The 23,216-nt window shown below is 63.9% G+C and carries 24 protein-coding genes and 1 pseudogene; 9 read left to right on the top strand and 16 right to left on the bottom strand.

The annotated features are described in order from the left end of the window. The first annotated feature begins 142 nt into the window (after window positions 1-142). A complete protein-coding gene (locus P6U28_RS33450; RefSeq protein ID WP_162500520.1) occupies window positions 143-403 on the top strand; it encodes a hypothetical protein in 261 nt (86 codons plus the stop codon). Here the strand turns inward: P6U28_RS33450 and P6U28_RS33445 are convergent, their stop codons facing one another. The 3 genes from P6U28_RS33445 to mtgA all read right to left on the bottom strand — a co-directional run bounded on the left by P6U28_RS33445 (window position 404) and on the right by mtgA (window position 2,214). Further along, window positions 404-1,048 carry a hypothetical protein gene (locus tag P6U28_RS33445; RefSeq protein ID WP_162500521.1) on the bottom strand — a complete coding sequence of 215 codons (645 nt, stop codon included), beginning with the start codon at window positions 1,046-1,048 and terminating at the stop codon, window positions 404-406. Between the two features lie 139 nt (window positions 1,049-1,187). Further along, window positions 1,188-1,370, bottom strand: a complete 183-nt coding sequence (gene rpmF, locus P6U28_RS33440) for a 50S ribosomal protein L32 (RefSeq protein ID WP_007598106.1) — start codon at window positions 1,368-1,370, stop codon at window positions 1,188-1,190. A 169-nt stretch (window positions 1,371-1,539) separates the two neighbouring features. Continuing rightward, window positions 1,540-2,214 carry a monofunctional biosynthetic peptidoglycan transglycosylase gene (gene mtgA / locus P6U28_RS33435; RefSeq protein ID WP_122406209.1) on the bottom strand — a complete coding sequence of 225 codons (675 nt, stop codon included), beginning with the start codon at window positions 2,212-2,214 and terminating at the stop codon, window positions 1,540-1,542. A gap of 161 nt (window positions 2,215-2,375) precedes the next feature. Between mtgA and P6U28_RS33430 the strand changes: the two genes are divergently transcribed. Both P6U28_RS33430 and P6U28_RS33425 read left to right on the top strand, forming a co-directional pair. Further along, window positions 2,376-3,299 (top strand): polyprenyl synthetase family protein, encoded by a 924-nt coding sequence (locus P6U28_RS33430; RefSeq protein WP_407120556.1) that lies wholly within the window; start codon window positions 2,376-2,378, stop codon window positions 3,297-3,299. A 131-nt stretch (window positions 3,300-3,430) separates the two neighbouring features. After that, the gene (locus P6U28_RS33425) at window positions 3,431-4,120 is read left to right on the top strand and encodes a DUF1345 domain-containing protein (RefSeq protein ID WP_407120555.1); all 690 of its coding nucleotides are present in this window, start codon (window positions 3,431-3,433) and stop codon (window positions 4,118-4,120) included. A gap of 42 nt (window positions 4,121-4,162) precedes the next feature. On the opposite strand, the gene P6U28_RS33420 is transcribed toward P6U28_RS33425, so the two are convergent. Beyond that, window positions 4,163-5,989, bottom strand: coding sequence for a caspase domain-containing protein (locus P6U28_RS33420; RefSeq protein ID WP_407120554.1), 1,827 nt, complete (start codon window positions 5,987-5,989; stop codon window positions 4,163-4,165). A 183-nt stretch (window positions 5,990-6,172) separates the two neighbouring features. Beyond that, window positions 6,173-6,601, bottom strand: a complete 429-nt coding sequence (locus tag P6U28_RS33415; RefSeq protein ID WP_122406213.1) for a GFA family protein — start codon at window positions 6,599-6,601, stop codon at window positions 6,173-6,175. Window positions 6,602-6,696: 95 nt separating this feature from the next. Here P6U28_RS33415 and P6U28_RS33410 point away from each other — a divergent pair, with 95 nt between their 5' ends. From P6U28_RS33410 to P6U28_RS33400, 3 genes are all read left to right on the top strand, one after another. Beyond that, on the top strand, window positions 6,697-7,071 hold the full coding sequence (locus tag P6U28_RS33410) for a nuclear transport factor 2 family protein (protein ID WP_407120553.1): 375 nt from the start codon (window positions 6,697-6,699) through the stop codon (window positions 7,069-7,071). Window positions 7,072-7,201: 130 nt separating this feature from the next. Further along, window positions 7,202-8,071, top strand: coding sequence for a class A beta-lactamase (gene bla, locus P6U28_RS33405; RefSeq protein ID WP_407120552.1), 870 nt, complete (start codon window positions 7,202-7,204; stop codon window positions 8,069-8,071). 34 nt (window positions 8,072-8,105) lie between these two features. Next, window positions 8,106-9,713, top strand: coding sequence for a Na+/H+ antiporter (locus P6U28_RS33400; protein WP_407120551.1), 1,608 nt, complete (start codon window positions 8,106-8,108; stop codon window positions 9,711-9,713). A 38-nt stretch (window positions 9,714-9,751) separates the two neighbouring features. Here P6U28_RS33400 and P6U28_RS33395 read toward each other — a convergent pair whose 3' ends face one another. The 7 genes from P6U28_RS33395 to P6U28_RS33365 all read right to left on the bottom strand — a co-directional run bounded on the left by P6U28_RS33395 (window position 9,752) and on the right by P6U28_RS33365 (window position 16,667). Beyond that, window positions 9,752-10,564, bottom strand: a complete 813-nt coding sequence (locus P6U28_RS33395; RefSeq protein WP_407120550.1) for an N-acetylmuramoyl-L-alanine amidase — start codon at window positions 10,562-10,564, stop codon at window positions 9,752-9,754. A 3-nt stretch (window positions 10,565-10,567) separates the two neighbouring features. Beyond that, complete coding sequence (locus P6U28_RS33390; RefSeq protein ID WP_244607842.1) at window positions 10,568-10,741, bottom strand: hypothetical protein; 174 nt, start codon at window positions 10,739-10,741, stop codon at window positions 10,568-10,570. A 113-nt stretch (window positions 10,742-10,854) separates the two neighbouring features. Next, window positions 10,855-12,456: a toll/interleukin-1 receptor domain-containing protein gene (locus tag P6U28_RS33385; protein ID WP_407120549.1), complete on the bottom strand. Its 1,602-nt coding sequence runs from the start codon at window positions 12,454-12,456 to the stop codon at window positions 10,855-10,857. Window positions 12,457-12,661: 205 nt separating this feature from the next. Further along, complete coding sequence (locus tag P6U28_RS33380) at window positions 12,662-13,558, bottom strand: TauD/TfdA dioxygenase family protein (RefSeq protein WP_407120548.1); 897 nt, start codon at window positions 13,556-13,558, stop codon at window positions 12,662-12,664. Between the two features lie 146 nt (window positions 13,559-13,704). After that, window positions 13,705-14,988 (bottom strand): flavodoxin-dependent (E)-4-hydroxy-3-methylbut-2-enyl-diphosphate synthase, encoded by a 1,284-nt coding sequence (gene ispG / locus P6U28_RS33375; RefSeq protein ID WP_122406219.1) that lies wholly within the window; start codon window positions 14,986-14,988, stop codon window positions 13,705-13,707. 12 nt (window positions 14,989-15,000) lie between these two features. Further along, on the bottom strand, window positions 15,001-15,954 hold the full coding sequence (locus P6U28_RS33370) for a DMT family transporter (protein WP_407120547.1): 954 nt from the start codon (window positions 15,952-15,954) through the stop codon (window positions 15,001-15,003). A gap of 218 nt (window positions 15,955-16,172) precedes the next feature. Further along, a complete protein-coding gene (locus P6U28_RS33365; RefSeq protein WP_122406221.1) occupies window positions 16,173-16,667 on the bottom strand; it encodes a Fur family transcriptional regulator in 495 nt (164 codons plus the stop codon). Between the two features lie 155 nt (window positions 16,668-16,822). On the opposite strand from P6U28_RS33365, the gene P6U28_RS33360 reads away from it, so the two are divergent. Genes P6U28_RS33360 through P6U28_RS33350 form a run of 3 tightly spaced genes read left to right on the top strand, consistent with a single transcriptional unit; the run spans window position 16,823 to window position 20,030 of the window. Beyond that, the gene (locus P6U28_RS33360) at window positions 16,823-17,305 is read left to right on the top strand and encodes a MarR family winged helix-turn-helix transcriptional regulator (protein WP_122406222.1); all 483 of its coding nucleotides are present in this window, start codon (window positions 16,823-16,825) and stop codon (window positions 17,303-17,305) included. Beyond that, window positions 17,298-18,461, top strand: a complete 1,164-nt coding sequence (locus P6U28_RS33355) for an HlyD family secretion protein (protein ID WP_407120546.1) — start codon at window positions 17,298-17,300, stop codon at window positions 18,459-18,461. The genes P6U28_RS33360 and P6U28_RS33355 overlap by 8 nt, the downstream gene beginning before the upstream one ends. A gap of 12 nt (window positions 18,462-18,473) precedes the next feature. Next, on the top strand, window positions 18,474-20,030 hold the full coding sequence (locus P6U28_RS33350) for an MDR family MFS transporter (RefSeq protein WP_407120545.1): 1,557 nt from the start codon (window positions 18,474-18,476) through the stop codon (window positions 20,028-20,030). A gap of 129 nt (window positions 20,031-20,159) precedes the next feature. On the opposite strand, the gene P6U28_RS33345 is transcribed toward P6U28_RS33350, so the two are convergent. From P6U28_RS33345 to pcaH, 4 genes and pseudogenes are all read right to left on the bottom strand, one after another. Continuing rightward, window positions 20,160-21,224, bottom strand: a complete 1,065-nt coding sequence (locus P6U28_RS33345; protein ID WP_122406226.1) for a phosphotransferase — start codon at window positions 21,222-21,224, stop codon at window positions 20,160-20,162. A 139-nt stretch (window positions 21,225-21,363) separates the two neighbouring features. After that, a pseudogene (locus P6U28_RS33340) lies at window positions 21,364-21,537 on the bottom strand (methyl-accepting chemotaxis protein); the annotation flags it as partial. Window positions 21,538-21,813: 276 nt separating this feature from the next. Beyond that, window positions 21,814-22,416, bottom strand: coding sequence for a protocatechuate 3,4-dioxygenase subunit alpha (pcaG, locus tag P6U28_RS33335; protein WP_407120544.1), 603 nt, complete (start codon window positions 22,414-22,416; stop codon window positions 21,814-21,816). Continuing rightward, on the bottom strand, window positions 22,417-23,118 hold the full coding sequence (gene pcaH / locus P6U28_RS33330; protein ID WP_122406228.1) for a protocatechuate 3,4-dioxygenase subunit beta: 702 nt from the start codon (window positions 23,116-23,118) through the stop codon (window positions 22,417-22,419). Window positions 23,119-23,216 lie beyond the last annotated feature (98 nt).

Raw genomic sequence — 23,216 nt, 5'->3', positions numbered from 1 at the left:
GTTGATAAACAATTTGGAAACCACGTTTCCGAAGCGCCGGGAACCAAACCGGCCCGGCCGGCATAGGCCTTGCGAGTACAGGACTCGCACCGGCACCCGCGTCCCGAAACGCGACAAGCTTGCCGGATCGACGGTGATTGCGATGTTGAGTACGGATCGATTGGACACGGCGGACAACGGCACAGGCACGGCCCTGGTGCCGCTGATGCCGACGTTGCAGTGGGTTCACAAGGCGCCGCTGCCGCGTCCCGATCCAAGCTTCGTTACTCAGCTCATCGCCAATGCCGAATATCTGCCCCAGACCAGCCGGCTCCGCCGCGCCTCTTCCGAGGATGCGCGGACGGCCTATGGCAGCAAGCAGCCACTGGGAAGCGTCGCCGCGCGGACGCGGCAGGTGGCTTGATCAGCGCGGCGGTGTATCCGGCGAGGACGGCGTGCCGTTGCCCGGCTGAAGATGCGGCGAGGGAATTTCCGGCGAGGGGGCGCCCTGCACCGGCTTTGGCGCAGGATGATCCATCAGCACGGATTCGGCGACGGATTGCGCCGAGGGGGCCGGCGGCGCGGGCTGCGGCGCAATCACCGGCTCGAACTTGGAGGCGGCCTCCGCATCATCCGCCGGTGCTTCGGCCTTGCGCTTGGCCTTGCGTGGTGCCGGCACCGTGGTCTCGGCGACATAGGTGACGCGGCGGCGCGTGCGCTGGGCAATGCCGCCGAGGAAGTCGGCCATCGCCAGCAGCACCAGCAGGAAAAAGGTGGAGTTGCCGAATTTCGGCCACATCACGAATTCGGCTGCGGCCGCGCCGAAGATGATCAGCGACAGCAAATGATCCATCAGGAATTTCGAGCCCGGTCGCGCGCCCTTGACCACCTCGAGCAGCAGCAGCACCACGCCGAGCGCGAGCAGGAGATCGGCAAGCGTGACCGGCCAGCTCTCGCCCGTGATCATCGGCACCTTGAACAGCACATCCGAGAAGGACACGCTGGGCATCAGGAAGGCGATGATGTTGTAGACCGCGAGCGGAATCAGGAGCAGCGGGAAACCGACCATCGGCGAGATGCCTTCTCGATCAAGATATCCGGACAGAACAATGCAGCGGCGAAGCATTTGCTCCGCCGCCGTCACCGTATCCCATGGGTTGGCCGAAACCAGGCGGGTCCAATCTCTCGCCTGAGGAAAGGTCCTGGCTTCAGGACTCTTTCTTCTTCAGGACCTGCCGGCCCTTGTACATGCCGGTCTTGAGGTCGAGATGGTGCGGACGACGGAGCTCACCGGAGTCCTTGTCTTCCACATAGGTCGGCTTCTTGATGGCGTCTGCCGAGCGGCGCATGCCACGGCGCGACGGCGAGGTTTTTCTTCTCGGAACGGCCATTTCAATATCCTCTAGGGATTGGTGTCATCAGGGCATCGTCCGCGAAGGGACGGCTCAGCACCCGCAATACGAGGCGAGCTGAATGCCGATCAAGGCCGCGCTTATAGAGGAAGGCTGGCCGTAAAGCTAGGCTCTTGGGCTGGAAAATACGCCCGGAACGGTCCCAAAATCAGCGATTTTCGCGCCAACAGGTCGCCAGCGAGCTCGCCTGCCCTCGCGCCATATAGGTGGCCGCCAGTCGCCGCACGCCTGGACCGGGAATCCGGGCGCTGCGTTTGACCGGATTCGGCAGGATCGACGCCAGAAGTGCGGCCTCCCGGGGGGAGAGGTCTTCGGCCGATTTGCCGAAGGCATAGGCGCTGGCCGCCTCCACCCCAAACTGCCCCTGCGGGCCGAGCTCGGCGATGTTGAGGTAAATCTCGAGAATCCGCGGCTTGGGCAGGACGAGATCGATCCACAGGGCCAGCGGGAATTCGAGCCCCTTGCGGATGAAATCGCGCCCCTGCCACAGGAACAGGTTTTTCGCCACCTGTTGGGTGATGGTGGAGGCGCCCCGGAAGGCGGTGCCGTCCTCCCTCGCGTCGTCGATCGCCTCGCGCAGCGCGCCCCAATCGATGCCGTGATGCTTGCAGAAATGGGCGTCCTCGGCCGCCACCACCGCGCGCGGCAGATACGGCGACATATCAGCCAGATCGATCCACTGCCGCTGCATCGGCGCGCCCCGCAGACTGCGCCAGGCCATCAGCGTCGAAACAGGGTGGCCGGCGCGGTAAAACGGCGCGATCACATAAGGCGCGAGAACCACGACCGCGATCGCTACCAGCAGGATTTTGACGATGCGCAAATCGACCTTTCCGGTGCAAACCGAACCGCGGCCACGGGCTGGACCATTAAGTCTGTGATAATCTGGGCCTTTTCCAGCACTTTTTAGGCCTTCCAAACGATTGACTGGGGCAGGCGCATAAAGGATTGTCCGGCCGAATTTTAGTTCTGGAGCCCTTCTTGATGACCGGCACGTCCCCGTCCGATTTCGCCAAGCGTCTGGACAAGACCGCTGATGACACCGAGGCCTTGCTCGCTCGCCTGCTGTCGGACGACATCCTGCACGACGAGATCGCCCGGCCCAAGCGACTGATGGACGCAATGCGCTACTCGAGCCTCAATGGCGGCAAGCGCCTGCGGCCGTTCCTGGTGGTCGAGAGCGCGGCCGTGTTCGGCGTGCCGCGCGAGGCGGCCCTGCTCGCCGGCGCGGCGCTCGAATGCATCCACTGCTATTCGCTGATCCATGACGATCTGCCGGCGATGGACAATTCGGACCTCCGTCGCGGCCGCCCCACCCTGCACAAGAAGACCGATGACGCCACCGCGATCCTCGCCGGCGACGGCCTCCTGACGCTCGCCTTCGACATCATCACGCGCGACGAGGTCCATCGCGATGCCAATGTGCGGCTGTTGCTGGCGCGCGCGCTGGCGCGCTGCGCCGGCATCGGCGGCATGGTCGGCGGCCAGATCCTCGATCTCGCTGGCGAAGGCCGCTTTGGCGGCAACGAGCCGATCGATGTGGCCCGCGTTCAGCAGATGAAGACCGGTGCGCTCCTGCGCTACGGCTGCATCGCCGGCGCGATCCTCGGCCAAGCCTCGCAGAAAGAATATCAGGCGCTCGACGATTACGGCCGCGCGCTCGGGGAAGCCTTCCAGATCGCCGACGATCTGCTCGACGTGGAAGGCGATGCGGCCGCACTCGGCAAGCCCTCGGGCCAGGACGCGGCGCTCGGCAAGACCACCTTCGTCACCCAGCTCGGCATCGAAGGTGCCAAGCAGCGCGTGCGCGATCTGCTCGCGCGCGCCGACAGCGCCGTGTCGATCTTCGGCGACCGCGCCGCCGTGTTGCAGGCCGCGGCGCGCTTCGTCGCCGAACGGAAGAATTGACGTTGCGCGCGATCTCCACCTCTCCCCGCTTGCGGCCGCTTGCGGGGAGAGGTCGATCTTCAAGCGCAGCTTGAACATCGGGCGAGGGAGCAGACTGCCGTCGCGGCAACCGTGAGAGAGCCGTCACCGTCATGGCCACTGACAAGGAAGATCCCGTCCTCGTCCGCTTCCGCAAGATGTCGCGGCCGATGCGGCTCATCTATGCGCGGCCGCGGACCTTCACCGCGCTCGCGGTCGGCATTCTGGTCTGCCTGCTGCTGCCGGGGTCATACCGGCTGGTGACACGGCTCCTATTCGGCTGGGATGCGCTGATCACTGTCTATCTCGTGCTGGTCTATGCGATGATGCTGTGCAATGACCATCAGCACATCCGCCGCGCCGCCGCGATGCAGGATGACGGCCGCTTCGTGATCCTGCTGGTGACGGCGACCGGCGCTTTCGCCAGCATCGCGGCGATCGTCTCCGAGCTCGGCACGCCGCATCGCGGCGTTCTCGAGCTGACGATCGCGATCACCACCATCGCGCTGTCGTGGGCGGCCGTGCACACGATCTTCGCACTGCATTACGCGCATGATTATTATCGGCACGGTACGGCAGGTGGCCTTCAGTTTCCGAGCGGCGACAAGGAGGACCACGCCGACTACTGGGATTTCGTCTATTTCTCCTTCGTGATCGGCATGACCGCGCAGGTCTCCGACGTCGGCATCACCGACAAGACGATCCGCCGCACGGCCACAGCGCACGGGATCGTGTCGTTCATCTACAATACGGCGCTGTTGGCCCTGACGGTGAACATCGCGGCGAGCGCGATTGCGAGCTGATGTCGTCTCCATCCGGAACGACGATCTCGATCAGCACGGCCTTCAACGGCACACTTCTGCATTCGCATCGTTGCCGGGGCCACCGCCGCCGCGATATTCCAGATGGCAACCGCGGCTGACCGGGCGACAGCCCGCGCTATTGCAGAAGACCTGCCCGCCACCGGCGGCGCGGCCTGCACCAGCGGCAGCAGCGATGCCAGCAGCAGCACCATAACCGCCCCCAGCTCCAGCAGCCGCACCTCCGGCCTGACGACGCTGTCGTGCAGGACGTCCATCGCCGTCGTCGCGCTTGGCCGTCGCAGGCTTGGCCGGCTTGGCTGCACGCTGCTTCTCGCACTCATTGTCGTCGTTGACCACATAGCCTTCGCGGCAGACGATTTTCGTGCATTTGTCGCCATCGGCCTTGAAGCCGTGCTCGCAGACCAGCGGACAGACGCGCGACGGTCTTGACTTGACTGCATCGAGCGCGTCGGTGCTTGCCACCTTCACGTCGAGCCTGGTGCCGGTATAGCGGTTGAACTGTGACAGCGATCGCTGCGAGGACGCATTCCAATTGCCGTCGACCTGCCCGGAGAAACACCCGACGCGACCGAGCTCGGTCTGCACCAAGCGGTTGAGATCGGCCGGCGCGGTCGCCGGGGTCAGCGAGGCGACGTTGGTGCCGACCGGGCTCGCCGTGCCGGTAGGCGGGGTGCTCGGCACGGCGGCGGCGAGATCGACGCGCTGCTGCTCGGCGGCGGCGGCCTGCTGTTGCGCCTGTTCCTTGGCCCTCTGCGCTGCAAGCTGCACTTGTTCGGCGGCCTTGGCGTCGGCCGCAGCCTTGGCCAACGCCTCCTTCTGCGCGCCGAGCACAGCGAGACGATCGCGTTCGACCTCGGCCTGCTTCGCCAATTCGATCGCCGCCGCATGGGCCTGCTCGGCCTGGATCTTGTCGATCTGGAGCTTGGCGAGGTTCGCATAGAAGCCGTCAGGGTGCTGGGCGACGAAGGCTTCCAAGGCCGCCCTGTTGCCGACCTGGAGCGCGAGCTCGTAGTCGCGGCGGACATCAGCCTGGGGATTCGCCACAGGCGATGCCGGCGCTACGGCTGTCACCTTGACCGGTACCAGCGGCACGTCCTCGCCACCGAGCGAACCGTAGACGAACGGCTCCTGCTTGTTGCCGGTCGATTTGAGCACGTCGTCACGCACGAAGCCGAAGGCGCGGCGGACGTCGAGGCCCGGCGTCGTCAGATGCTTCGACAGTGCGATCGTGAACGGGCTGTTGGCACCGTTGCCGTCCTGCGCCGTGAAACCGGCCTTGGCCGAATAGGCAATCAGCGTGTTGGAGTTGGTCGGCTCGATCCGGGCGAGGCCACGGCCGATGCCGCGCGAGGCAATCGTGCGCTTCATCTGCTTGCCGAACGGATTGTCGCGGCAGGCATCCAGGATCACCAGACGAAGCTGCTTTGCAGGCTCGACCGCGACCAGGACACGGTCGAGCGAGAGCGCTTCGTCGTAGACGTCGGTGTCGCGCTCGAGCTTGGCATCCACCGGGATCAGATAGTTCGAGCCCTCGACCTCGATGCCGTGGCCAGCGTAATAGACCACGGCGATATCGGCATCGCGGGTCGCGTCGGCGAAGTCGCGCAGCACGCGCCGCGTGTCCAGCGCCGACAGATCGTGCCAGGATTCGACGACGTCGAAGCCGGCCTCCTTCAGCGTCTTCGCCATCACCGCCCCATCATTGACGGGATTGGCGAGCGAGGGCGCGTGCTGATAGGCCGAGTTGGCGAGCACCAGCGCGACGCGTTTTCCGGCGAAAGCGGGCCCGGCGCCGAACAGGAGGCCGAGGACGACGAAAAGCGGACAAAGTCTGAGCAAACTGCGCATGACACGACTTCCGATGGTTCCGGGCCGTTCGGGCCCTTTGGGGCCGCTTTAGCAACATCCATCGCCCGCGCTTGTGATGGAGGTCACGAAGGGGACGCCGACGACAGCCCGGATGAGCCCAATATGTTTGTCGCGCCAGCGCTGTCGCGGTTCGCCGCCGAATGGTCGCGCGGACCGGTTCCGTCAGACAACCCCGATGTGCTCCCGATATTGCGGCAGATTGTCCGTAATCTCGTGCCAGGGCGCCTTCGATCCCACAAAAATATGGGCGCTCGGCCGGATCGAGGGGGCATCGACCAGGGTTCCCATGGCGACATGGACCCATTGTCCTTCCCGTACCCGGGAATAGAGCAGTGAGCCGCAGCGGGCACAATGGGCGTCATGGGTGGTATCGTCGCCGAAAATCATCCGCCGGTCCCAGCCGCGGACGATGCGGAGCTTGTCGTGCGCGATGCCGGCGAACGGCTTGAACGCGGCGCCGGTGGTGCGACGGCAGTTCGAGCAGTGGCAGTTCATCGCATAGGAGAACGCGTCCGCCACCTCGAAGCGCACGGCGCGGCAATAGCATTCGCCGGCGAGGATACGAGCATTCGAATTCTCTGATCCGATCATTCCAGCGTCCTTGCGCAATTGGCGAGAGACACCCATAGCGCATTTTGATGTCTACGACTAAGTTCGCCCCAAGCCATCATGCAGAGGAATGACCCATGAGCCAGGACCGGTCGAGCGTCGAATCCGTCGTGCAATCCTACTTTGACGGACTCTATGAGGGAGACGCCGAAAAGCTCGGCGTCATCTTCCATCCCTCCGCCGATCTGCGCTGGGTCGAGAAGGGCGAGCTCCAGGTTCTGACAGTGCCCGACTGGCTCGACCGCGTGCGCAAGCGCGCCTCGGCCAAAGCCGAAGGCAAGCCGCGCGAGGACTTTATCGTCACCATCGACCGTTCGGACGAAAAGACCGCCTTCATCAAGGTGCGCTGCCAGCTGCCGCCGCGCTACTTCACCGACTATCTGGTGGCGATGAAGCTCGCCGACGGCTGGCAGATCGTATCGAAATCGTATCGGTACGACCTGAGGGAGTGAGGGGTCTCTCGGCGCTTCGCTGCCTGAAATCTGGCGCACTCGTTCTCGATTCTCCGTCATTGCAATGACGGTTCGATGAACCGTGCGTTGAATCCCACCCCGCCCCAGCTCCACTGCCTGAAAGCCTCCCATGCCTCTCGACCGCCGTTCCCTGCTCGTCTCACTCTGCTGCATGGCCGCTTCTCCCGCGCTTGCCGCGGAGGCGCCGCCAGAGCTCGAAACCTATGAACGTGAAAGCGGCGGGCGGGTTGGGCTCTATGCGCAAAATCTGGTGAACGGCAAAAAGCTTGCCTGGCGCGCCGACGAGCGGTTCGTGATGTGCTCGACATTCAAGGCTTCGCTGGCGGCCTGCGTGCTGGGGCGGGTCGATCGCGGCGAGGAGCAACTCGCGGCCATGATCCCTTACGGTCAGGCGGATCTGCTGGAATACGCACCGGTGGCTAGGGAAAACCTCGCAGCCGGCAAGATGTCGGTCGGCGAGATGTGCAAGGCCATCGTCGAGCTCAGCGACAACACCTGCGCCAATCTGCTGCTGGCGCGGATCGGCGGCCCCGCCGCGCTGACTGGATTCTGGCGGTCGCTCGGCGACACCACCTCGCGGCTCGACCACGACGAGCCCGAGCTCAACCGCTCTCCGCCCGGCAATCCCCAGGACACCACGACGCCGGCGGCGATGGCGAACAATCTGCGCCGGCTGGTGCTGGGCGAAGCCTTGTCGGCGCAATCCCGCGTTCAGCTCACCGAATGGATGGTGAACTGCAAGACCGGCGCGAACCGGCTGCGCGGCGGCCTGCCCGCAGGCTGGAAGATCGGCGACAAGACCGGCTACAATGGCAAGGACGCAGCTGGCGACATCGCCGTGGCCTGGCCGAAGCCCGACACGCCGGTCCTGATCACGGCCTACGTCCAGGGCGGCACGCCGACCCCGGCGAAGATCGCCGGCGTGTTTGCGCAAATCGGCAGGATGCTGACCGACCGGCTGGCGTCAGCCGCGCATTGACGGTACGGCCGCTTCCGGGTCAAGACAGACCATCATGGAAGCGAAGTTTCAGACTTTTCTCATCTTGCTCGCCGTGCTGGCAGGCACCGCACTTGCCGCGCGCCGCTTCAACATCGCGCCTGCCATTCTGCTGATGCTGTCCGGCGTCGGCCTCGCCTTCGTGCCGGGCATGCCCACGGTGGAATTGCCACCAGAGCTCGTGCTCCTCATGGTGCTGCCGCCGCTGATCTACTCGGCGAGCGTCGCCATGAGCTGGCGCGAGTTCAAGAACAATCTGCGTCCGATCGTGCTGCTCGCGGTCGGCGCGGTGATCTTCACCACCGCGATGGTGGCGGCCGCCACGCATTATGTGATCGGCCTGCCCTGGGCCATCGGGTTCCTGCTCGGAGCCATCGTTGCGCCACCCGACGTGGTGGCGCCGCTCGCGATCGCGCGCCGGCTCAACATGCCACGCCGGCTCCTGGTCATCCTGGAGGGTGAAGGACTGGCCAATGATGCCACTGCGCTGATCCTCTACCGCTTCGCGCTCGCGGCGATCATGGTCGGGAATTTCTCACTGCCGCTCGCGGCCGGCGAGTTCCTCCTGATCGTCGCGAGCGAGATCGCCTTCGGTATCGGCATCGGCTGGCTCTCCTTGCGATTCCGCAAATGGTCCGGGGATCCGCAGGTCGAGCTGACGCTGTCGCTGATCACACCCTACGTCTCCTACTGGCTGCCCGAGCACGTCGGCGGCTCCGGCGTGATCGCGACCATCGCCTGCGGCCTCTATGTGAGCTGGAACGGGCCGTTGCTGATCTCGTCGGCGACGCGCCTGCAGGGCATCTTCTTCTGGGATCTCGTGATCTACCTGATCGAGGGAATGCTGTTCCTGCTCACCGGCTTCCAGATGCGCACGCTGTACGAGAAATCAAAAGCCTTCCCGCTCGATGACATTCTCATCGCGACTGCGGTGGTCCTGGTCATCGTCGTGATCGCGCGCTTCGCCTGGCTTTATCCCGCGACCTATCTGCCGCGGATGCTCTCCAAATCGCTGCGTACGCGCGACCCGTCGCCGCCATGGCAATGGCCGTTCGTGCTCGCCTTCACCGGCGTGCGTGGCGCCGTGTCGCTGGCTGCCGCGCTGGCGCTGCCGTTCACACTGCCGGGCGGCGAGGCCTTTCCGTCTCGCGACCTGATCCTGTTCGTCGCCTTCGGTGTCATCTTCGTTACGCTGATCGGCGTCGGCCTGACGCTGCCGCCGGTCGTGCGCTGGCTCGGTGTCGCCGAAGCCGGCCGCCACGAGCATGCCGCTGCGCACGAAGCCGAGATCGCCGCCCGCCGCCAGGCGCTCGAGGCCGCTCTGGAATCACTCGACGCGCTGACCGCGCAAAAGGAAGTGTCCGAAGAAGTGATGCGGCTGCTGCGCGCACGACACGAAATCCGCGTCAGCCAGCTCCCGGACTCGCTCGATCCCAACCACCACGACGTTTCAGCCGCCGGCACCGCGCTGACCCGCGACCTGATCGCCGCCGAAAGGAAATTCATCCACAACCTCCTGCGCGACGGCCAGATCACCGACGAGACGCGGCGGCGGATCGAACGCGATCTGGATCTGGAGGAGGCGAGTCTGGCGAACCGCGAATATCGAGGCGGGCCGCTGTAGCTTCCTTCTCATTGCGGCTGCTGGACCGGCCGAGCCAACTACCGCCTCTCGCAAAACTCCCTCATTGCAGCCGCGACGGCTCCCGCGACGACCTCCTGCCGCTCCGGCGAGTTCATCTCCATTTCCTCATCCCGATTGATGATCGAGCCGGCCTCGAGCAGCACGGCGGCGCTCCGCGTCCGCGACAGCACGACGAGCCCGTCATAGCGATAGACGCCGACATCCTTGTCGAGCAGCTGGTGGCGATAGCGGCCCATCACCGGCAGGGTGTATTGGCCGGCATAGTGCAGGCCTTGCTCCTTCAGCTGCTTGCCGATCATCCGGGCCAGCATCAGGCTGCTGGCGAAGTGCGGATTCTGCTGCGACACGAACAGCGAATGACCCGAAAAACGATCGCTGAAATAGCTCTTTGCGCCGTCGAACTCCCAGGTTTCGAGCAGCTTGTCCGGCACCGAATCATGATGGACCGACAGGAACAGATCGGTGTGGACTTCGTTCGCGGCACTGATGCGCTTGAACAGGCTCGGCCGTGCCTTGCCGTCCGTGACGAGCAGGCGGGTTTCGGCAAAGCCTTCAGACTTGAGCTTCGCTGTGATCAGTCTGGCGAGGCGGAAGTTGAAGCCGAACTCCGGATCATTGCGCGCGCTCAGTGCGCCGTAGGAGTCCGGGGTGTGCCCGACATCCACGACGATCCGAAATTTAGGCATCTCACATTTGGCCGGTGACAGCTGCTTGGGCTTGGGTCTCGCAGTCTTTCGCGCGGCAACGGCCTCGCCGCTGCCAACAGTCGCAAGCGGCGACAGCAAGGTCAATGCGACCAACCCGACGATGATGCTCCGCAACCGCCCCAAGCGCTACTCCGCTGCTGCGATCCTGGGGCGACCGAGCACGATCTTCTTCGGCTCGCCGTCGGGCTCCGGGAGCTCGCCGGACAGCAGCACGGGAATCCAGAAGCGGCGCAACAGTTCGCCCATTGCCGTTCCGGGGCCGGACTCGGCGAGGAATTCGTTGTCCTCGGCGCGGAACATGGTGGATCCTCCCGATTTCGTTTTCGGGAAGATTGGCGCAGACCTGACCACGCGTCAACGCTGTGGCACCGCCTCCGTCGCAAGACGAGTCAGCTCGTGCGGCTCGCCCGTCCCTAGGCGGCACGCGGCGGAGATTGCGTCTGCGGAGGAAGCTGTTCGACTTCTTCCGCAATGGCCTGGAGAGCGCGCAACGTGTACTCCCGGTTCATGGACTCCGTGGTGGCCTGAAGTTCGCGCAGCGCGATCCTGAACGGCTCCTGTGTGTCCGGGAAGTCCGATGCGTTGGACGCCAGCAATTGCTGGGCTGCCACGAAGAGCTTCGTTCGCGCGCTCTCCCATGCGGCCATCATCTGGCGCACGCGTGGGCCGCCGCCAACACCCCAGATCTTGTCGAGAACATCCGCGTCCATGAGGTGCTGATCCTGAGCTTCCCGCAGGATCATGTTCATGTGGCTGAGCAACTGGGTCACGGCTGACTTCCAGGCATCCATCTCCTTGGACGTATCCGGCGCCAGCGGGAAATCGAACCTGGCCGGCCTGTATTGGCTGCTCCTCTCCAGGAAGAGGAATCTGAACTCGAGGCCGATGTTGATGGCACTCAGAAGGCGAGACGTCAGAGGATCGCCATAGTGCCGGACGATCATCTTGACGATGTAGATGTGGATTTCGGTCTTCTTGCTCACATAGGTCACGACCCGGGACACGAAGAGCCGATATGCATCGTCCCCCTTGGACGTCGCGACGACAAGATAGTTCTCGTCGCCGCCCTGGAGCGCGTTGGTAGCCAGCGTCCTGATGCCTTCGGCCCATGTTCCGCTCATCTCGGCCGGCATTCTGTTGATGAACGCATTCCAGCCGAAAAAGCGATTCTTTTCCTCCGGGAACCCAAAGACCTGGAAGGAATTTCCGACCATCTCGATCTTGAACTTCGACAGATCCACTCCGTCCGGCCCGATCATCGGAGGCGCGTCACTGTGGAGGATGATCTTCCGCTCCGGATAGGTTTCCGAGGAGACGCGCGATTCCAGATACACCTGAATGCAGCTGTACAGCCTTGCGGCAGACGAGACGAGCTTCTGCCGCCAGAGCTCATCCTGCTTGCTGACACCGCCACTTGCGCCACCGTGCCTCCCGAGCACGGCATCCGCCGTCGCCGAGATATCCGCCAGCAGCGCGAAAACGGGATTTGGCGATGGCTCGGCCGCGCTCATGCCCGGCACCGTGAATATGTGATTCTCGTCGATCTTGATCGCCTGGAGATAGTCGAGCGTGGTTTGGTTCGCCGCACCAATTGAAATCGGAAGAATTCTTCTGGGGATGTTGCCGTGGATCTTCGGACGCTCCTCGAGCGACCTCGCGAAATAGCCGACCTCGAAGCCCGGAAACGCGAAGCTCGGTTTGAGCCTGTCCGTCAGGATCACCAGGAGAATGTCAGCCTCATCCAATGCGTTGGTAATCACGGTACGATAGTCCGACCCCTTTCCGATGCTCCCGACGTCGCGGAACACCTTGACCGGAGGAAGTGACGCAGCGACGGCAAACAATTGCAGTAGCTCAGCCTCGAAGCTCGCGGCCAGCTCCCGGTCTTCACTGACATAGCTGATGAAGACCGAGATCTGCTCGGGTCGGGCGGCCTTTGCCCGCCGGGTGCGGTCGGAATTCGCCGACCTGCGTTTGCCGGCCGTCGTCGACTTTTGCTTGCCCGCCTTGGCCATGTGATGCTCCCGAATACTTAAGGTTGTGATCCGATGCGCAATTCTCCATTTCTACGCGCGAGCCTAGGCGATCAGCCTGCCGAGGCAATGTAAGCTGGTTCACAGAACGGCAAGTTTATCGGATCGTGCGCGAGGGCATGCCAGACCTTCAGCGCACAAGGCCCTGCTTGTGAGCGCTGACGGGCATAATTTGTGGAGCTGGAGTCTAGACCGGCCGCTCCCCCTTCACCGTCACGCGCGTCCCTGATCGCGTGTGCGGCCAGTAGTCCCACATCGCGCGGTGCTGGGTGCAACGGTTGTCCCAGAAGGCGATGGCATTCTCGGTCCAGCGGAAGCGGCACTGGAACAGCGGATTTTCGGCGTGCTGGTAGAGATAGGCGAGCATCGCATCGCTCTCGTCGCGCGGGATGCCGTTGATGTGCCGGGTGAAGCCGCGGTTGACATAGAGCGCTTTCCTGCCGGTGACGGGATGCGTGCGCACCACGGGATGCTCGGCATGCGGATAGGAGGGACGGTCGGCGACGCCGTAATTCGCATAGAGCCCGCGATAGATCGGCTCGCCATCGTGCAGCGCGGTGAGCCCGTCGAGATAGGCTTTCATGCGGTCCGACAGCGCCTCATAGGCTGCATACATGTTGGCAAACAGCGTGTCGCCGCCGCGCGTAGGGCACTGCTTGATGTAGAGGATCGAGCCCATCGGCGGCTCGAGATCGCAGGACACGTCGGAGTGCCAGCCCTCGCCATTGGCGCGCGGCGAGTCCTTGTCGGCGTAGATCTTCATCAGCGCCGGATCTTCGTCCTCGTGCGGCGCGGCGGGATGGAAATGCAACTCGCCGAACTTGCGGCCGAAGGCAAGGTGCTGCTGCGGCGTGATGTGCTGGTCGCGGAAGAAGATCACGAGGTTTTCGGCGAGCGCACGGTGGATCTCGTCCATCTGCCGGTTGGAGCGGGTGTCAGCATCGACGAGCTTGCCGATATCGACGCCGGAGATTTCCGCGCCGATGATGGGGGTGAGCTTTTCGACCTGGATCGTCTCGTATGGGGCGCCGTCTTCTGCGGTGTGGCGATAGCGCGGGCCCTGCTTGCCGGCGAGTGAGCTCATGGCGTGTCTCCCGATCGTTGTTGATTGGGAGGCATCGTAACAATGTAGGGCGGGTTAGCGAAGCGTAACCCGCCACTTCGCGCGCGCAAAAAATAAGGCGGGTTACGCTACGCTAACCCGCCCTACGCTTCGATATCGAAAGACACCTACTCCGCCGCCGTCACCGGCACCTTGGCGCCCTGGCCGTAGCGCTGGTCGATATAGTCGATCACCAGCGCCTTGAAGTCGGCGGAGATGGTCGGCCCGCGCAGCGTGCGGAACTTCTTGCCGTCGACGAAGACGGGCGCGGCCGGGGCTTCGCCGGTGCCGGGCAGCGAGATGCCGATATTGGCATGCTTGGATTCGCCGGGGCCGTTGACGATGCAGCCCATCACCGCGACGTTGAGCTCTTCCACGCCAGGATATTTCGTCTTCCAGGTCGGCATCTCGTCGCGGATGAAATCCTGGATCGAGCGCGCCAGCTCCTGGAACGTGGTCGAGGTGGTGCGGCCGCAGCCGGGGCAGGCTGCAACCAGCGGCACGAAGGTGCGGAAGCCCATGGTCTGCAACAGCTCCTGGGCGACCTGCACCTCGCGGGTACGGTCGCCGCCGGGCTCCGGCGTCAGCGAGATGCGGATGGTGTCGCCGATGCCTTGCTGAAGCAGGATGCCGAGCGCAGCCGAGGACGCCACGATGCCCTTCGAGCCCATGCCGGCCTCGGTGAGGCCGAGATGGATGGCGTAGTCGGAACGCGCCGCGAGATCCTGATACACCGCGATCAGATCCTGCACCGCCGAGACTTTTGCGGAGAGGATGATGCGGTCCTTGGGCATGCCGAGCTCTTCGGCGCGCGCGGCCGAGAGCAGCGCAGATTGCACCATGGCCTCGCGCGTCACCGCGCGCACGTCGCGCGGATTGGGTGATGCTGCGTTCTCGTCCATCAGCTTGGTCAAAAGCTCCTGGTCGAGCGAGCCCCAATTGGCGCCGATCCGCACCGGCTTGTTGTTCTTGTTCGCGATCTCGATGATGTCGGCGAACTGGGTGTCGCGCTTGTCCTTGAAGCCGACGTTGCCGGGATTGATGCGGTATTTGGCCAGCGCCTCGGCGCAGGCCGGATAGGCCGCAAGCAGCTTGTGGCCGATATAATGGAAGTCGCCGATCAGCGGCGTCGTGATGCCGCGCTTGGCGAGGCCGTCACGGATGTGCGGAACGGCGGCCGCGGCTTCCTCGCGGTCCACGGTGATGCGGACCATTTCGGAGCCGGCGCGCGCGAGCGCTGCGACCTGGGCGATGGTGCTGTCGACATCGGCGGTGTCGGTGTTGGTCATCGACTGCACGACGATCGGCGCGCCGCCGCCCACGGCGACGTTACCCACCTTCACCTGGGTGGTCTTGTGCCGGGGCGCGGGGCCCGCGATGTCGGAATCGAGAGAGTTTTCGAGCTTGTTCATGAGGTCCAAATATCAGGTTTTGGTGACGTTCAGCAATGCATCACGCGGCGCCGCAGCCGTTTGGCTCGGACGGTTAACCAGAAAAAGCCCTGCAATTACAAGGACCGCGGCGGCCCCGAATGTCAGGCTCAGGGTGTCGTGCATGATGAAATAGCTACCCACCACGCCAAACAAAGGGGTGATGAAGGTAAAAGCGGACAATTTGCTGGCCGAATAGGCCTTCACCAGCGCGAACCAAAGCGTGAACGTGGTTCCCACCACCCAGATTGCCTGGAAAGCCATCAGGCCGAGCGACAACGGCGCCGGTATGTGCGTGATGGATTCGCCGAACAGCCAGGCCGCCATCCCCAGAATCGGGATCGAGGTGGCGACCTGATAGCCCAGCGCCTTCTCGGGCGCGGCGAAGCGCAACCGCGTGCCCTTGGCAACCAGCGTCGTCGCCGCCCACAGCGCGGCGCCGCCGACGACCATGAGATCGCCGAGCAGAACATGCGAATCGACATTGGGCTGCGGCACGCCGATCGCCAGCGCCACGCCGGCAAAGCTGATGGCCAAGCCCAGCCATTGCGAGCCGCCGAGCCGCTCTCCGAGCACCTGGTACGAGCCGAGCGCGACGAAGAACGGCGCCGTATAGAGGAACACCACTGCACGCGAAGCAGAGGTGAGACGCAGTCCCTGGAAGATCAGCACGAATTCGATGCCGAACATCAGCCCGGCGATCAGGCCGGCCCTCCACGTCCCGTCACGCTCGAAGAATTTCACGCCGCGCAGCGTGCCGATGATGAACAGCACCGGCAGCGCGCCCATCGAGCGGATGGTGGCCTGGAGCATCGGCGGAATGTCGGGCAGCACCAGCTTCACCGCGATCTGGTTGAACCCCCAGGTCAGGCACAGCATGAGCATCAGGGCGATGGCGCCGGCACTGAGAGGACGGCCGGCAGGCGGTATGGCTTGAGGTGCGGACATTTCTTCCTGAGATCCGGCTTTGCGCCGTTGTTGCTAAATTCGATAGGCCGCGGGCTCTTTACCTCTCCCCGTCGGGGAGAGGTCGATTTGCGAAGCAAATCGGGTGAGGGGGCGCCGGCCCCATGAGAGAGCGAAGCCCCTCACCCGCGCCTTCGGCGCGACCTCTCCCTTTGGGAGAGGTGGGCACCGCCGCTTTGGCTCGACCTGATTCCATCTTTCTAAGAGACTTTCTGACAATGCGTGCAGACGCCCGTGATCTCCACCACAGACAGCTTTGGTACGAAACCCGAGCTGCGCGCGGCCGCGTTGAGGTCCTTGGCGAAGGACGCCGAGGGGATCTCGCCGACCAAGCCGCAGCGCTCACAGATCAGGAACGCCACCGCCGAGGTCGCGTCATGATCATGGGCGGCACAGGCCAGATAGGCATTGCGACTCTCGATGCGGTGCACGAGGCCGTTGGCCATCAGGAAATCGAGTGCACGATAGACCGTGATCGGCGCCGGCCGCGGCATCGACTTGGCGAGTTCGTCGATCACCTCATAGGCGCCGAGCGGACGGTGGCTGGAGAGCAGCGCCCTCAGCACTTGGCGGCGGATTGGCGTGAATTTCTGCGCACGCTGCGCGCAAACCTCCTCGGCATGCGCCAACGCGTCCGCCGTGCAGCGGCCGTGATCGTGGTCGGGCGCGGGAAAGGCCGGCTTCGCGAGGGTCATCTGGCCTACCTTCTAGCATTTCGGCGGTGGAACCCAAAGCGCGACCGACCATCGGCTGTCAGCCATGCTTATCCCGCGGGACAGCGTCTCGCTAATCCGCCATGAAATAATCATAAGCTTGCTTATTATATACAAGCTTATTGGAGGCCAAGCTTATGAGCCGCGGGTCCGTGGACCAGAACTTCCTGTTTACGCTCGCCGAGCTTTACCGCCTGCTGCGCGTCTATGCCGACAAGGAGGCCTCGCGCTTCGGCATCACCCGCGCGCAATGGGCGGTGCTGGCCAAGGTCGAGCGCAGCGAGGGCATGAAGCAATCGGAACTCGCCGAGCTGCTCGAGGTGCAGCCGATCACGCTGACACGCCTGATCGACAAGCTCTGCGACAGCGACTGGATCGAGCGCCGCAGCGACGCCTCGGACCGCCGCGTCAAACGTCTCTACCTGAAGAAGGCCGGGCGGCAGCTGCTCGGCAGGATGAGCGGCCTGAAATCGGAGCTGACCGCGAACGCGCTTGACGGCATCAACCCGGCGGACGCTCACCGCCTTCTCGTCCAACTCGAAACGATCAAGGAAAACGTGCGAAACGCGATCCAGGCCTCTGGGGCGGAACAAGCGCGTAAGGAGCAGCGCTATGGCTGATCAGGTCCTCAAATTCCAGCCCGAGCAGAAGGCTGACAGCGGCAAGCCGACCAAGAAGGCCGGCACCGATCCGCGCCGCCGCTTGGTGGCGGGCCTGCGCCGCTATCGCCGTTTCCTGCTTCTGGTCGTGCTGCCTCTCGTCGCCGCCATCGGCGGCCTCACTTTCTATCTGCATGGCGGCCGCTATGTCGGGACTGACGATGCCTATGTCGGCGCCCAGAAGGTGCTGGTAACCCCCGATATTTCCGGCAAGATCCTGAAAGTCGTCGTGAAGGAAGGTCAGGCCGTCAAGCAGGGCGACGAGCTGTTCGAGATCGATCCCGTGCCGTTCCGCCTCGCGGTGGACGAGGCCAAGGCGCAGCTCGCCCAGGCCCGCACGACCTATGACAACCTCGTCGCCAACATCAAGATCTACGGCGACATGCTCGACCTCGCCCAGCAGGGCGTCGACCTGAAGCAGCGCGACGTCGAGCGCAAGCAGGCGCTGGTGAAGAACAATTACGGCTCGCAGCTCGACCTCGACAATGCATCCAACGCGCTGGTCACCGCGGGCGCGCAGGCGCAGTTCATCAAGCAGCAGCTCTCCAACGCCAAGACGCAATTGCTCGGCGATCCCAAGCTGCCCCTGGAGCAATTCCCGCCTTACGTCCAGGCCAAGGCCAAGCTCGAAGATGCCCAGCGCAATCTCGAACACACCGTGCTGCGCGCGGCGATGGATGGCGTGGCGACGCAGGTGGAACAGATCCAGCTCGGCCGTTTCGTCGCCGCCGGCACGCCGGTGTTCTCCATCATCGACGTCGCCCATCCCTGGGTCGACGCCAATCCGAAGGAGAGTGACCTTACCTATGTCACCGAAGGCCAGCCCGTCACGCTCGAGGTCGATGCGTTCCCGAACCACGTCTTCAAGGGCAAGATCGGCTCGCTCTCGCCCGGCACCGGCGCGCAATTCGCGATCCTGCCGCCGCAAAATGCCACCGGCAATTTCGTCAAGGTGGTGCAGCGCGTCCCGATCCGCATCTATTTCGACGAGACCGACAAATATGTGCGGAAACTGAAAGCCGGCATGAGCGTCTACGCCACCATCGACACCGGCCATCGGCGCTCGCTCGCCGGCCTGCTCGGCCTGTCGGCGACAGCGGGCCAGGACAAAGACTAAGGATCCGCCACGATGTCCGGCCCCAACGCCAACCTGATGGTCCCCGGCCTGCGCCGGAACATGGTGACGATCTGCGCCATGACCGCGACCATCATGCAGGCGCTGGACACCACCATCGCCAACGTCGCGCTGCCCTACATGCAGGGCACCCTCTCGGCCTCGCAGGATCAGATCAATTGGGTGCTGACCTCCTACATCGTCGCCGCGGCGATCATGACGGCGCCGGTGGGCTGGATCGCCAACCGCTTCGGCCGCAAGCGCATCTTCATCATCTGCTCGGCCGGCTTCACCATGGCATCGGTGCTGTGCGGTCTGGCGCAAGACATCAACCAGATGGTGCTGTTCCGCCTGCTGCAAGGCGTGTTCGGCGCCGCCCTGGTGCCGCTGTCGCAGTCGGTCATGCTCGATTATTACACGCTCCAGGAACGTGCCAAGGCGATGTCGATCTGGGGCATGGGCGTGATGATGGGCCCGATCATGGGCCCCTCCCTCGGCGCCTGGCTCACCGAGACCTATTCCTGGCACTGGGTGTTCTTCGTCAACCTGCCGTTCGGCGCCATCACCGTGCTTGGTCTGATCGTCTTCATGGACGAGACCCGGAAAGATCTCAGCCTCAAATTCGACTGGTTCGGCTTCGCCGCATTGGCGATCGCGATCGGCGCGCTGCAGCTCGCGCTGGACCGCGGCGAGCAGCTGGGGTGGCTCGAATCGAACGAGATCGTCGCGGAATTCATCGTCGCGGCCGTCGCCTTCTATTTCTTCCTCGCCCACTCCTTCACGACCTCGACGCCGTTCATCCGCTTTGCGCTGTTTCGGGATCGCAACTTCGTCACCGGCTGCGTGTTCATGATCGTGATGGGCCTCGTGCTGTTCTCGACCATGGCGCTGGCCTCGCCCTACATGCAGAACGTGATCGGCTATCCCATCATCACCGCCGGCCTGCTGCTGGCGAGCCGCGGTTTCGGCACCTTCTTCGCCATGATGCTGGTCGGCCGGATGATGCGCTATTTCGAAGCGCGCACATTGATCATCACCGGCCTGACGCTGACCGCGGGCTCGCTGTACCAGATGACCGGCTGGACCGATCTGACCCAGGTGCCGGAGATCGTCACGGTCAGCGTCATCCAGGGTTTTGGCTTCGGCCTCGTCTTCGTGCCGCTCTCGACCGTAGCGTTCCTGACCTTGTCGAACGAACTGCGCACCGACGGCACCGCCATGCTGACCCTGATGCGCAACGTCGCAAGTTCGGTCGGCATTTCCGTCGTCATCGCCGAGCTGACGCAGGGGACGCGGCGGACCTATGCGATCCTCTCCGAGCACGTCAACCCGTTCAACCACGCGCTGCAGATGCCCAGCGTCAGTGGCCTGATCAATCTGTCCACCGACGCCGGCCGCGCCCTGGCGGACCGGATGGTCAGCGTGCAGGCGCAGATCATCGCCTTCTCGCACGACTACCAGCTCGTGATGGTCTTCATCCTCTGCACCATCCCGCTCGCTCTACTGATCGGCTCCACCAAGGCCACGCTGCGCAAGCAGGCGGCGGGACCGGAACACGCGGTAATGGAGTAGCAACAGGTGTCATGCCCCGGCTTGATCGGGGCATCCAGTACGCCGCGGCTTCTCCGTATCACAGGAACGTCTCTGGAATACTGGGTCGCCCCGTCAAGCCGGGCGACGACATCGAGCTTGTGGCGCCGCCTACCCCAACAACTCCTCACACCCCAAATCCTCCACCGCCATCATCACCCGCTCCAGATTGTTCCACCAGATCACCGGCGGGATGTTGATGCTCCACTGCCAGATTGGCTTCGTGATTTGCCAGAGCACCGCCCAGCGGTAGTCGCGATCGAGCGCGCCGCGCGTGTAGCCGCTGATGCCGCTTTCCATCAACGTGTCGTGGTAGAGATTGAGCAGCGGGCGTTCGAGCGCCTGCCGGCGTTCCGGATACCAATGCACGGCCATCATATGGGCGAGGTCGTGGGTCGGAACGTTGATGCTCCAAAGATCGAAATCGAAGATGCGCACGGTATCGGCGACGCCCGCGCGCGGCAGCAGGAAATTCCAGGTGTGGGCGTCGCCATGCGTGATGCTGACGTGTCGGCGTGAATGGTAACGCTGGGACAGCCGGTCCGACTGATCGATCAGGCGACGGTAGAGGATCCGCCGCTCCTCGCTGAGGCGATCACCAAGAAGATCGGCAAAACGGTCATAATGGCCCGCAAACGTCTCCATGCGCTGCGCGCTGTCCTCCGTGCTCGCCCAGGTACCCACAGCACCGCCGAGGCTCGGATGGTCCCACCAGGCTGCATGCCAGCGCGCGAGCGTGGTGACGATGGCGAACGTCTGCTCGCGCGATGGCGGCACCGGCCAAGCCATTGCGATGGCGTGGCTGTCGGTGAGGTCCTCGAGCAGAAGATGCCAAGTGAGACTGTCTTCGTCGAAATGTCCGTCGAAGCAGCGGGGCACCAGTCCCGGCGGCATGCTTGGCGTCAGTTGCGTGTAGTATTCCACCTCCCGCCGGCCGCCATTGGCAAGCTTCTCGGCGAATGCTGCATTTGCGGTCTTCAGAATCAGCGACTGCGGGGCGCCGGCGGATTCGCCGACATAGCGCAAGCCGAGACGGATGATATGCGACACGACGGTGTCGTGCTGATGCAACACCTTCACTTCGCGGACCGCGCCGGCGTCCAGCACGCCGGCCCTGCGCAGCGCGGCCGTCAGTCGGGCGGGCTCAACGACCGCCGGCAATTGTGGAGATGTCATGAACCACGATGCCCTTGTCCCGCGCCATACTGCACGATCACGCTCCCGGGCACCAGCGGCCGATTTGCCGCCGGGCTCAGGCTGCCGCGGCCGAGTCGCGCACGGTCCGCACGACGACCGACCGCAGCTGTTCGGTCGCCTTCCAGAATTTCTGCACCTCCGCATCGGACTTCGACACCAGCGCGGTCTTGAGATCGGCCGAGAGGCTGGAGGAGACCCAGAACGCCTTGCGCTCGTCGTAATCCTTGCGGAGCTGGGCCAGGCGTTCACCGTGGGCCGCCAGCTGGTCTGGTTCGCCGAATGCAATGATCGCCGAAGAAAGCGAAGGACGAATTTTCATGGAACAATCCGGTGACGCAGGTCGAGTACAAGCAGACCCTAAACGACTGCGGTAAACACGGGATTGCTGCACGCGGAAATTGCGTGCCAGGAAATCCGGAGAGCTATGTGGCGAGACGACCGGATTTGAGTCAGTGAGAGTGACACACAGCACGAAGAAGGGCGTTTTTCTGATGCAAAGGCAGCAAGCAGCTCAATTGCGCTGGATGAGGAGAGCATGCCGGCTGCGGATACAGCCGGCACGCATTCTTTACACGTCGAAGAACACCGTTTCGTCGTCGCCCTGAAGGTGCAGGTCGAGCCGGTAGACCGGCTTGCCGGGCTCACGGACCGCGGTCAGCGTCGCGCGACGGTCGGCCGGAACCAGCGCCAGCACGGGATCGGCGGCGTTGCCGGCCTCGTCGCTGAAATAGATGCGGGTGTAGAGATGCCGCAGCATGCCGCGACCGAACACCGCAAGCAGAATGTGCGGCGCCTGCGGTTTGCCGTCGGGGTCCGGCACCGCGCCGGGCTTGATGGTCTCGAAGGAATAGTTGCCATCCTTGTCGGTGCCGCAGCGGGCAAAGCCGCGGAAGCTCGCGTTCGGCAGCGCACGCTTGTCCTGCGGGTCGGAGAAGCGGCCTTGCGCGTCCGCCTGCCAGATTTCCAGCATGGCATCCGGCACGGCAACGCCATCGCCATCGAATACCCGACCCTCGATGCGGATGCGGTCGCCTGAGACGTCCGGGGTCAGCGTCGAGTTGGTGAACGCGTCGTTCCAGGCGTACTCGCCGTTCGGCGTCAGGCCGTATTTGAAGAACGGACCGACCGTCTGCGATGGGGTGATCCCGTCGGGTTTCACAGACTGTTGCACTTAGTGGTTCTCCATGGGGGTGGCGTTCTTGCCGCGCAGCACGATGTCAAAGCGGTAGCACAGCGCCCATTCGGGCTTCGTGTTCTCGAGATCGAAAGACGAGACCATCCGCGCCCGCGCCTTCTCGTCCGGCACCGAATTGAAGATCGGGTCGAACGGGAACAAGGGATCGTTCGGGAAATACATCTGCGTCACGAGGCGCGTGACGAAGGAATAGCCGAACACCGAGAGATGGATATGCGCGGGCCGCCACGCATTGTGGTGATTGCCCCAGGGATAGGCGCCGGGCTTGATGGTGACGAAGCGATAATAGCCGGAAGCATCGCTCACGGTGCGGCCCGCGCCGGTGAAATTCGGATCGAGCGGCGCCGGATGCTGATCGCGAACATGAATATAGCGGCCGCAGGAATTGGCTTGCCAGATCTCGATCAACGAGTTCGGCACGCCGCGGCCGTCCTCATCTCGCACGTGGCCATGCACGATGATGCGCTCGCCGATCGGCTCGCCACTGTGTTGGGTGGTAAGATCGTTGTCGCCCTCGCGCACGGTCTCGTGGCCGTAGACCGGGCCGGTCAGCTCCGACAACGTGTGGCGCATCGGGATCAAGGGCTTGTTCGGCGCCCGCTTGATCGAGCTCTTGTAGTCGGGCGACAGCGGCAGCGGATGCGCCTTGTTGCTGTCCGTGGGATAGACGAATGTCATGGGCGAACTCCTCCCCGGCCATTTTACGTCTGGCCGGTCAACGCTTCCGCCAATCATTATAGGATATAACTAATTTGGGGAAGCCGGTTTGGCGGCGT

Origin of the sequence: Bradyrhizobium sp. STM 3561, from assembly GCF_045571455.1 — a bacterium.
GTDB classification, from domain to species: domain Bacteria; phylum Pseudomonadota; class Alphaproteobacteria; order Rhizobiales; family Xanthobacteraceae; genus Bradyrhizobium; species Bradyrhizobium vignae.
Note: the sequence above shows the minus strand (reverse complement) of the source record. Positions and strands in the feature narration are given on the sequence as shown.

Bases quoted from the DNA above. Each gene is read 5' to 3' on its own strand.
- P6U28_RS33450 (WP_162500520.1), top strand. From the start codon at position 143: ATGTTGAGTACGGATCGATTGGACACGGCGGACAACGGCACAGGCACG.
- P6U28_RS33445 (WP_162500521.1), bottom strand. From the start codon at position 1,048: ATGGTCGGTTTCCCGCTGCTCCTGATTCCGCTCGCGGTCTACAACATC.
- rpmF (WP_007598106.1), bottom strand. From the start codon at position 1,370: ATGGCCGTTCCGAGAAGAAAAACCTCGCCGTCGCGCCGTGGCATGCGC.
- P6U28_RS33430 (WP_407120556.1), top strand. From the start codon at position 2,376: ATGACCGGCACGTCCCCGTCCGATTTCGCCAAGCGTCTGGACAAGACC.
- P6U28_RS33425 (WP_407120555.1), top strand. From the start codon at position 3,431: ATGGCCACTGACAAGGAAGATCCCGTCCTCGTCCGCTTCCGCAAGATG.
- P6U28_RS33420 (WP_407120554.1), bottom strand. From the start codon at position 5,989: ATGCGCAGTTTGCTCAGACTTTGTCCGCTTTTCGTCGTCCTCGGCCTC.
- P6U28_RS33415 (WP_122406213.1), bottom strand. From the start codon at position 6,601: ATGATCGGATCAGAGAATTCGAATGCTCGTATCCTCGCCGGCGAATGC.
- P6U28_RS33410 (WP_407120553.1), top strand. From the start codon at position 6,697: ATGAGCCAGGACCGGTCGAGCGTCGAATCCGTCGTGCAATCCTACTTT.
- bla (WP_407120552.1), top strand. From the start codon at position 7,202: ATGCCTCTCGACCGCCGTTCCCTGCTCGTCTCACTCTGCTGCATGGCC.
- P6U28_RS33400 (WP_407120551.1), top strand. From the start codon at position 8,106: ATGGAAGCGAAGTTTCAGACTTTTCTCATCTTGCTCGCCGTGCTGGCA.
- P6U28_RS33390 (WP_244607842.1), bottom strand. From the start codon at position 10,741: ATGTTCCGCGCCGAGGACAACGAATTCCTCGCCGAGTCCGGCCCCGGA.
- P6U28_RS33385 (WP_407120549.1), bottom strand. From the start codon at position 12,456: ATGGCCAAGGCGGGCAAGCAAAAGTCGACGACGGCCGGCAAACGCAGG.
- P6U28_RS33380 (WP_407120548.1), bottom strand. From the start codon at position 13,558: ATGAGCTCACTCGCCGGCAAGCAGGGCCCGCGCTATCGCCACACCGCA.
- ispG (WP_122406219.1), bottom strand. From the start codon at position 14,988: ATGAACAAGCTCGAAAACTCTCTCGATTCCGACATCGCGGGCCCCGCG.
- P6U28_RS33370 (WP_407120547.1), bottom strand. From the start codon at position 15,954: ATGTCCGCACCTCAAGCCATACCGCCTGCCGGCCGTCCTCTCAGTGCC.
- P6U28_RS33365 (WP_122406221.1), bottom strand. From the start codon at position 16,667: ATGACCCTCGCGAAGCCGGCCTTTCCCGCGCCCGACCACGATCACGGC.
- P6U28_RS33360 (WP_122406222.1), top strand. From the start codon at position 16,823: ATGAGCCGCGGGTCCGTGGACCAGAACTTCCTGTTTACGCTCGCCGAG.
- P6U28_RS33355 (WP_407120546.1), top strand. From the start codon at position 17,298: ATGGCTGATCAGGTCCTCAAATTCCAGCCCGAGCAGAAGGCTGACAGC.
- P6U28_RS33350 (WP_407120545.1), top strand. From the start codon at position 18,474: ATGTCCGGCCCCAACGCCAACCTGATGGTCCCCGGCCTGCGCCGGAAC.
- P6U28_RS33345 (WP_122406226.1), bottom strand. From the start codon at position 21,224: ATGACATCTCCACAATTGCCGGCGGTCGTTGAGCCCGCCCGACTGACG.
- pcaH (WP_122406228.1), bottom strand. From the start codon at position 23,118: ATGACATTCGTCTATCCCACGGACAGCAACAAGGCGCATCCGCTGCCG.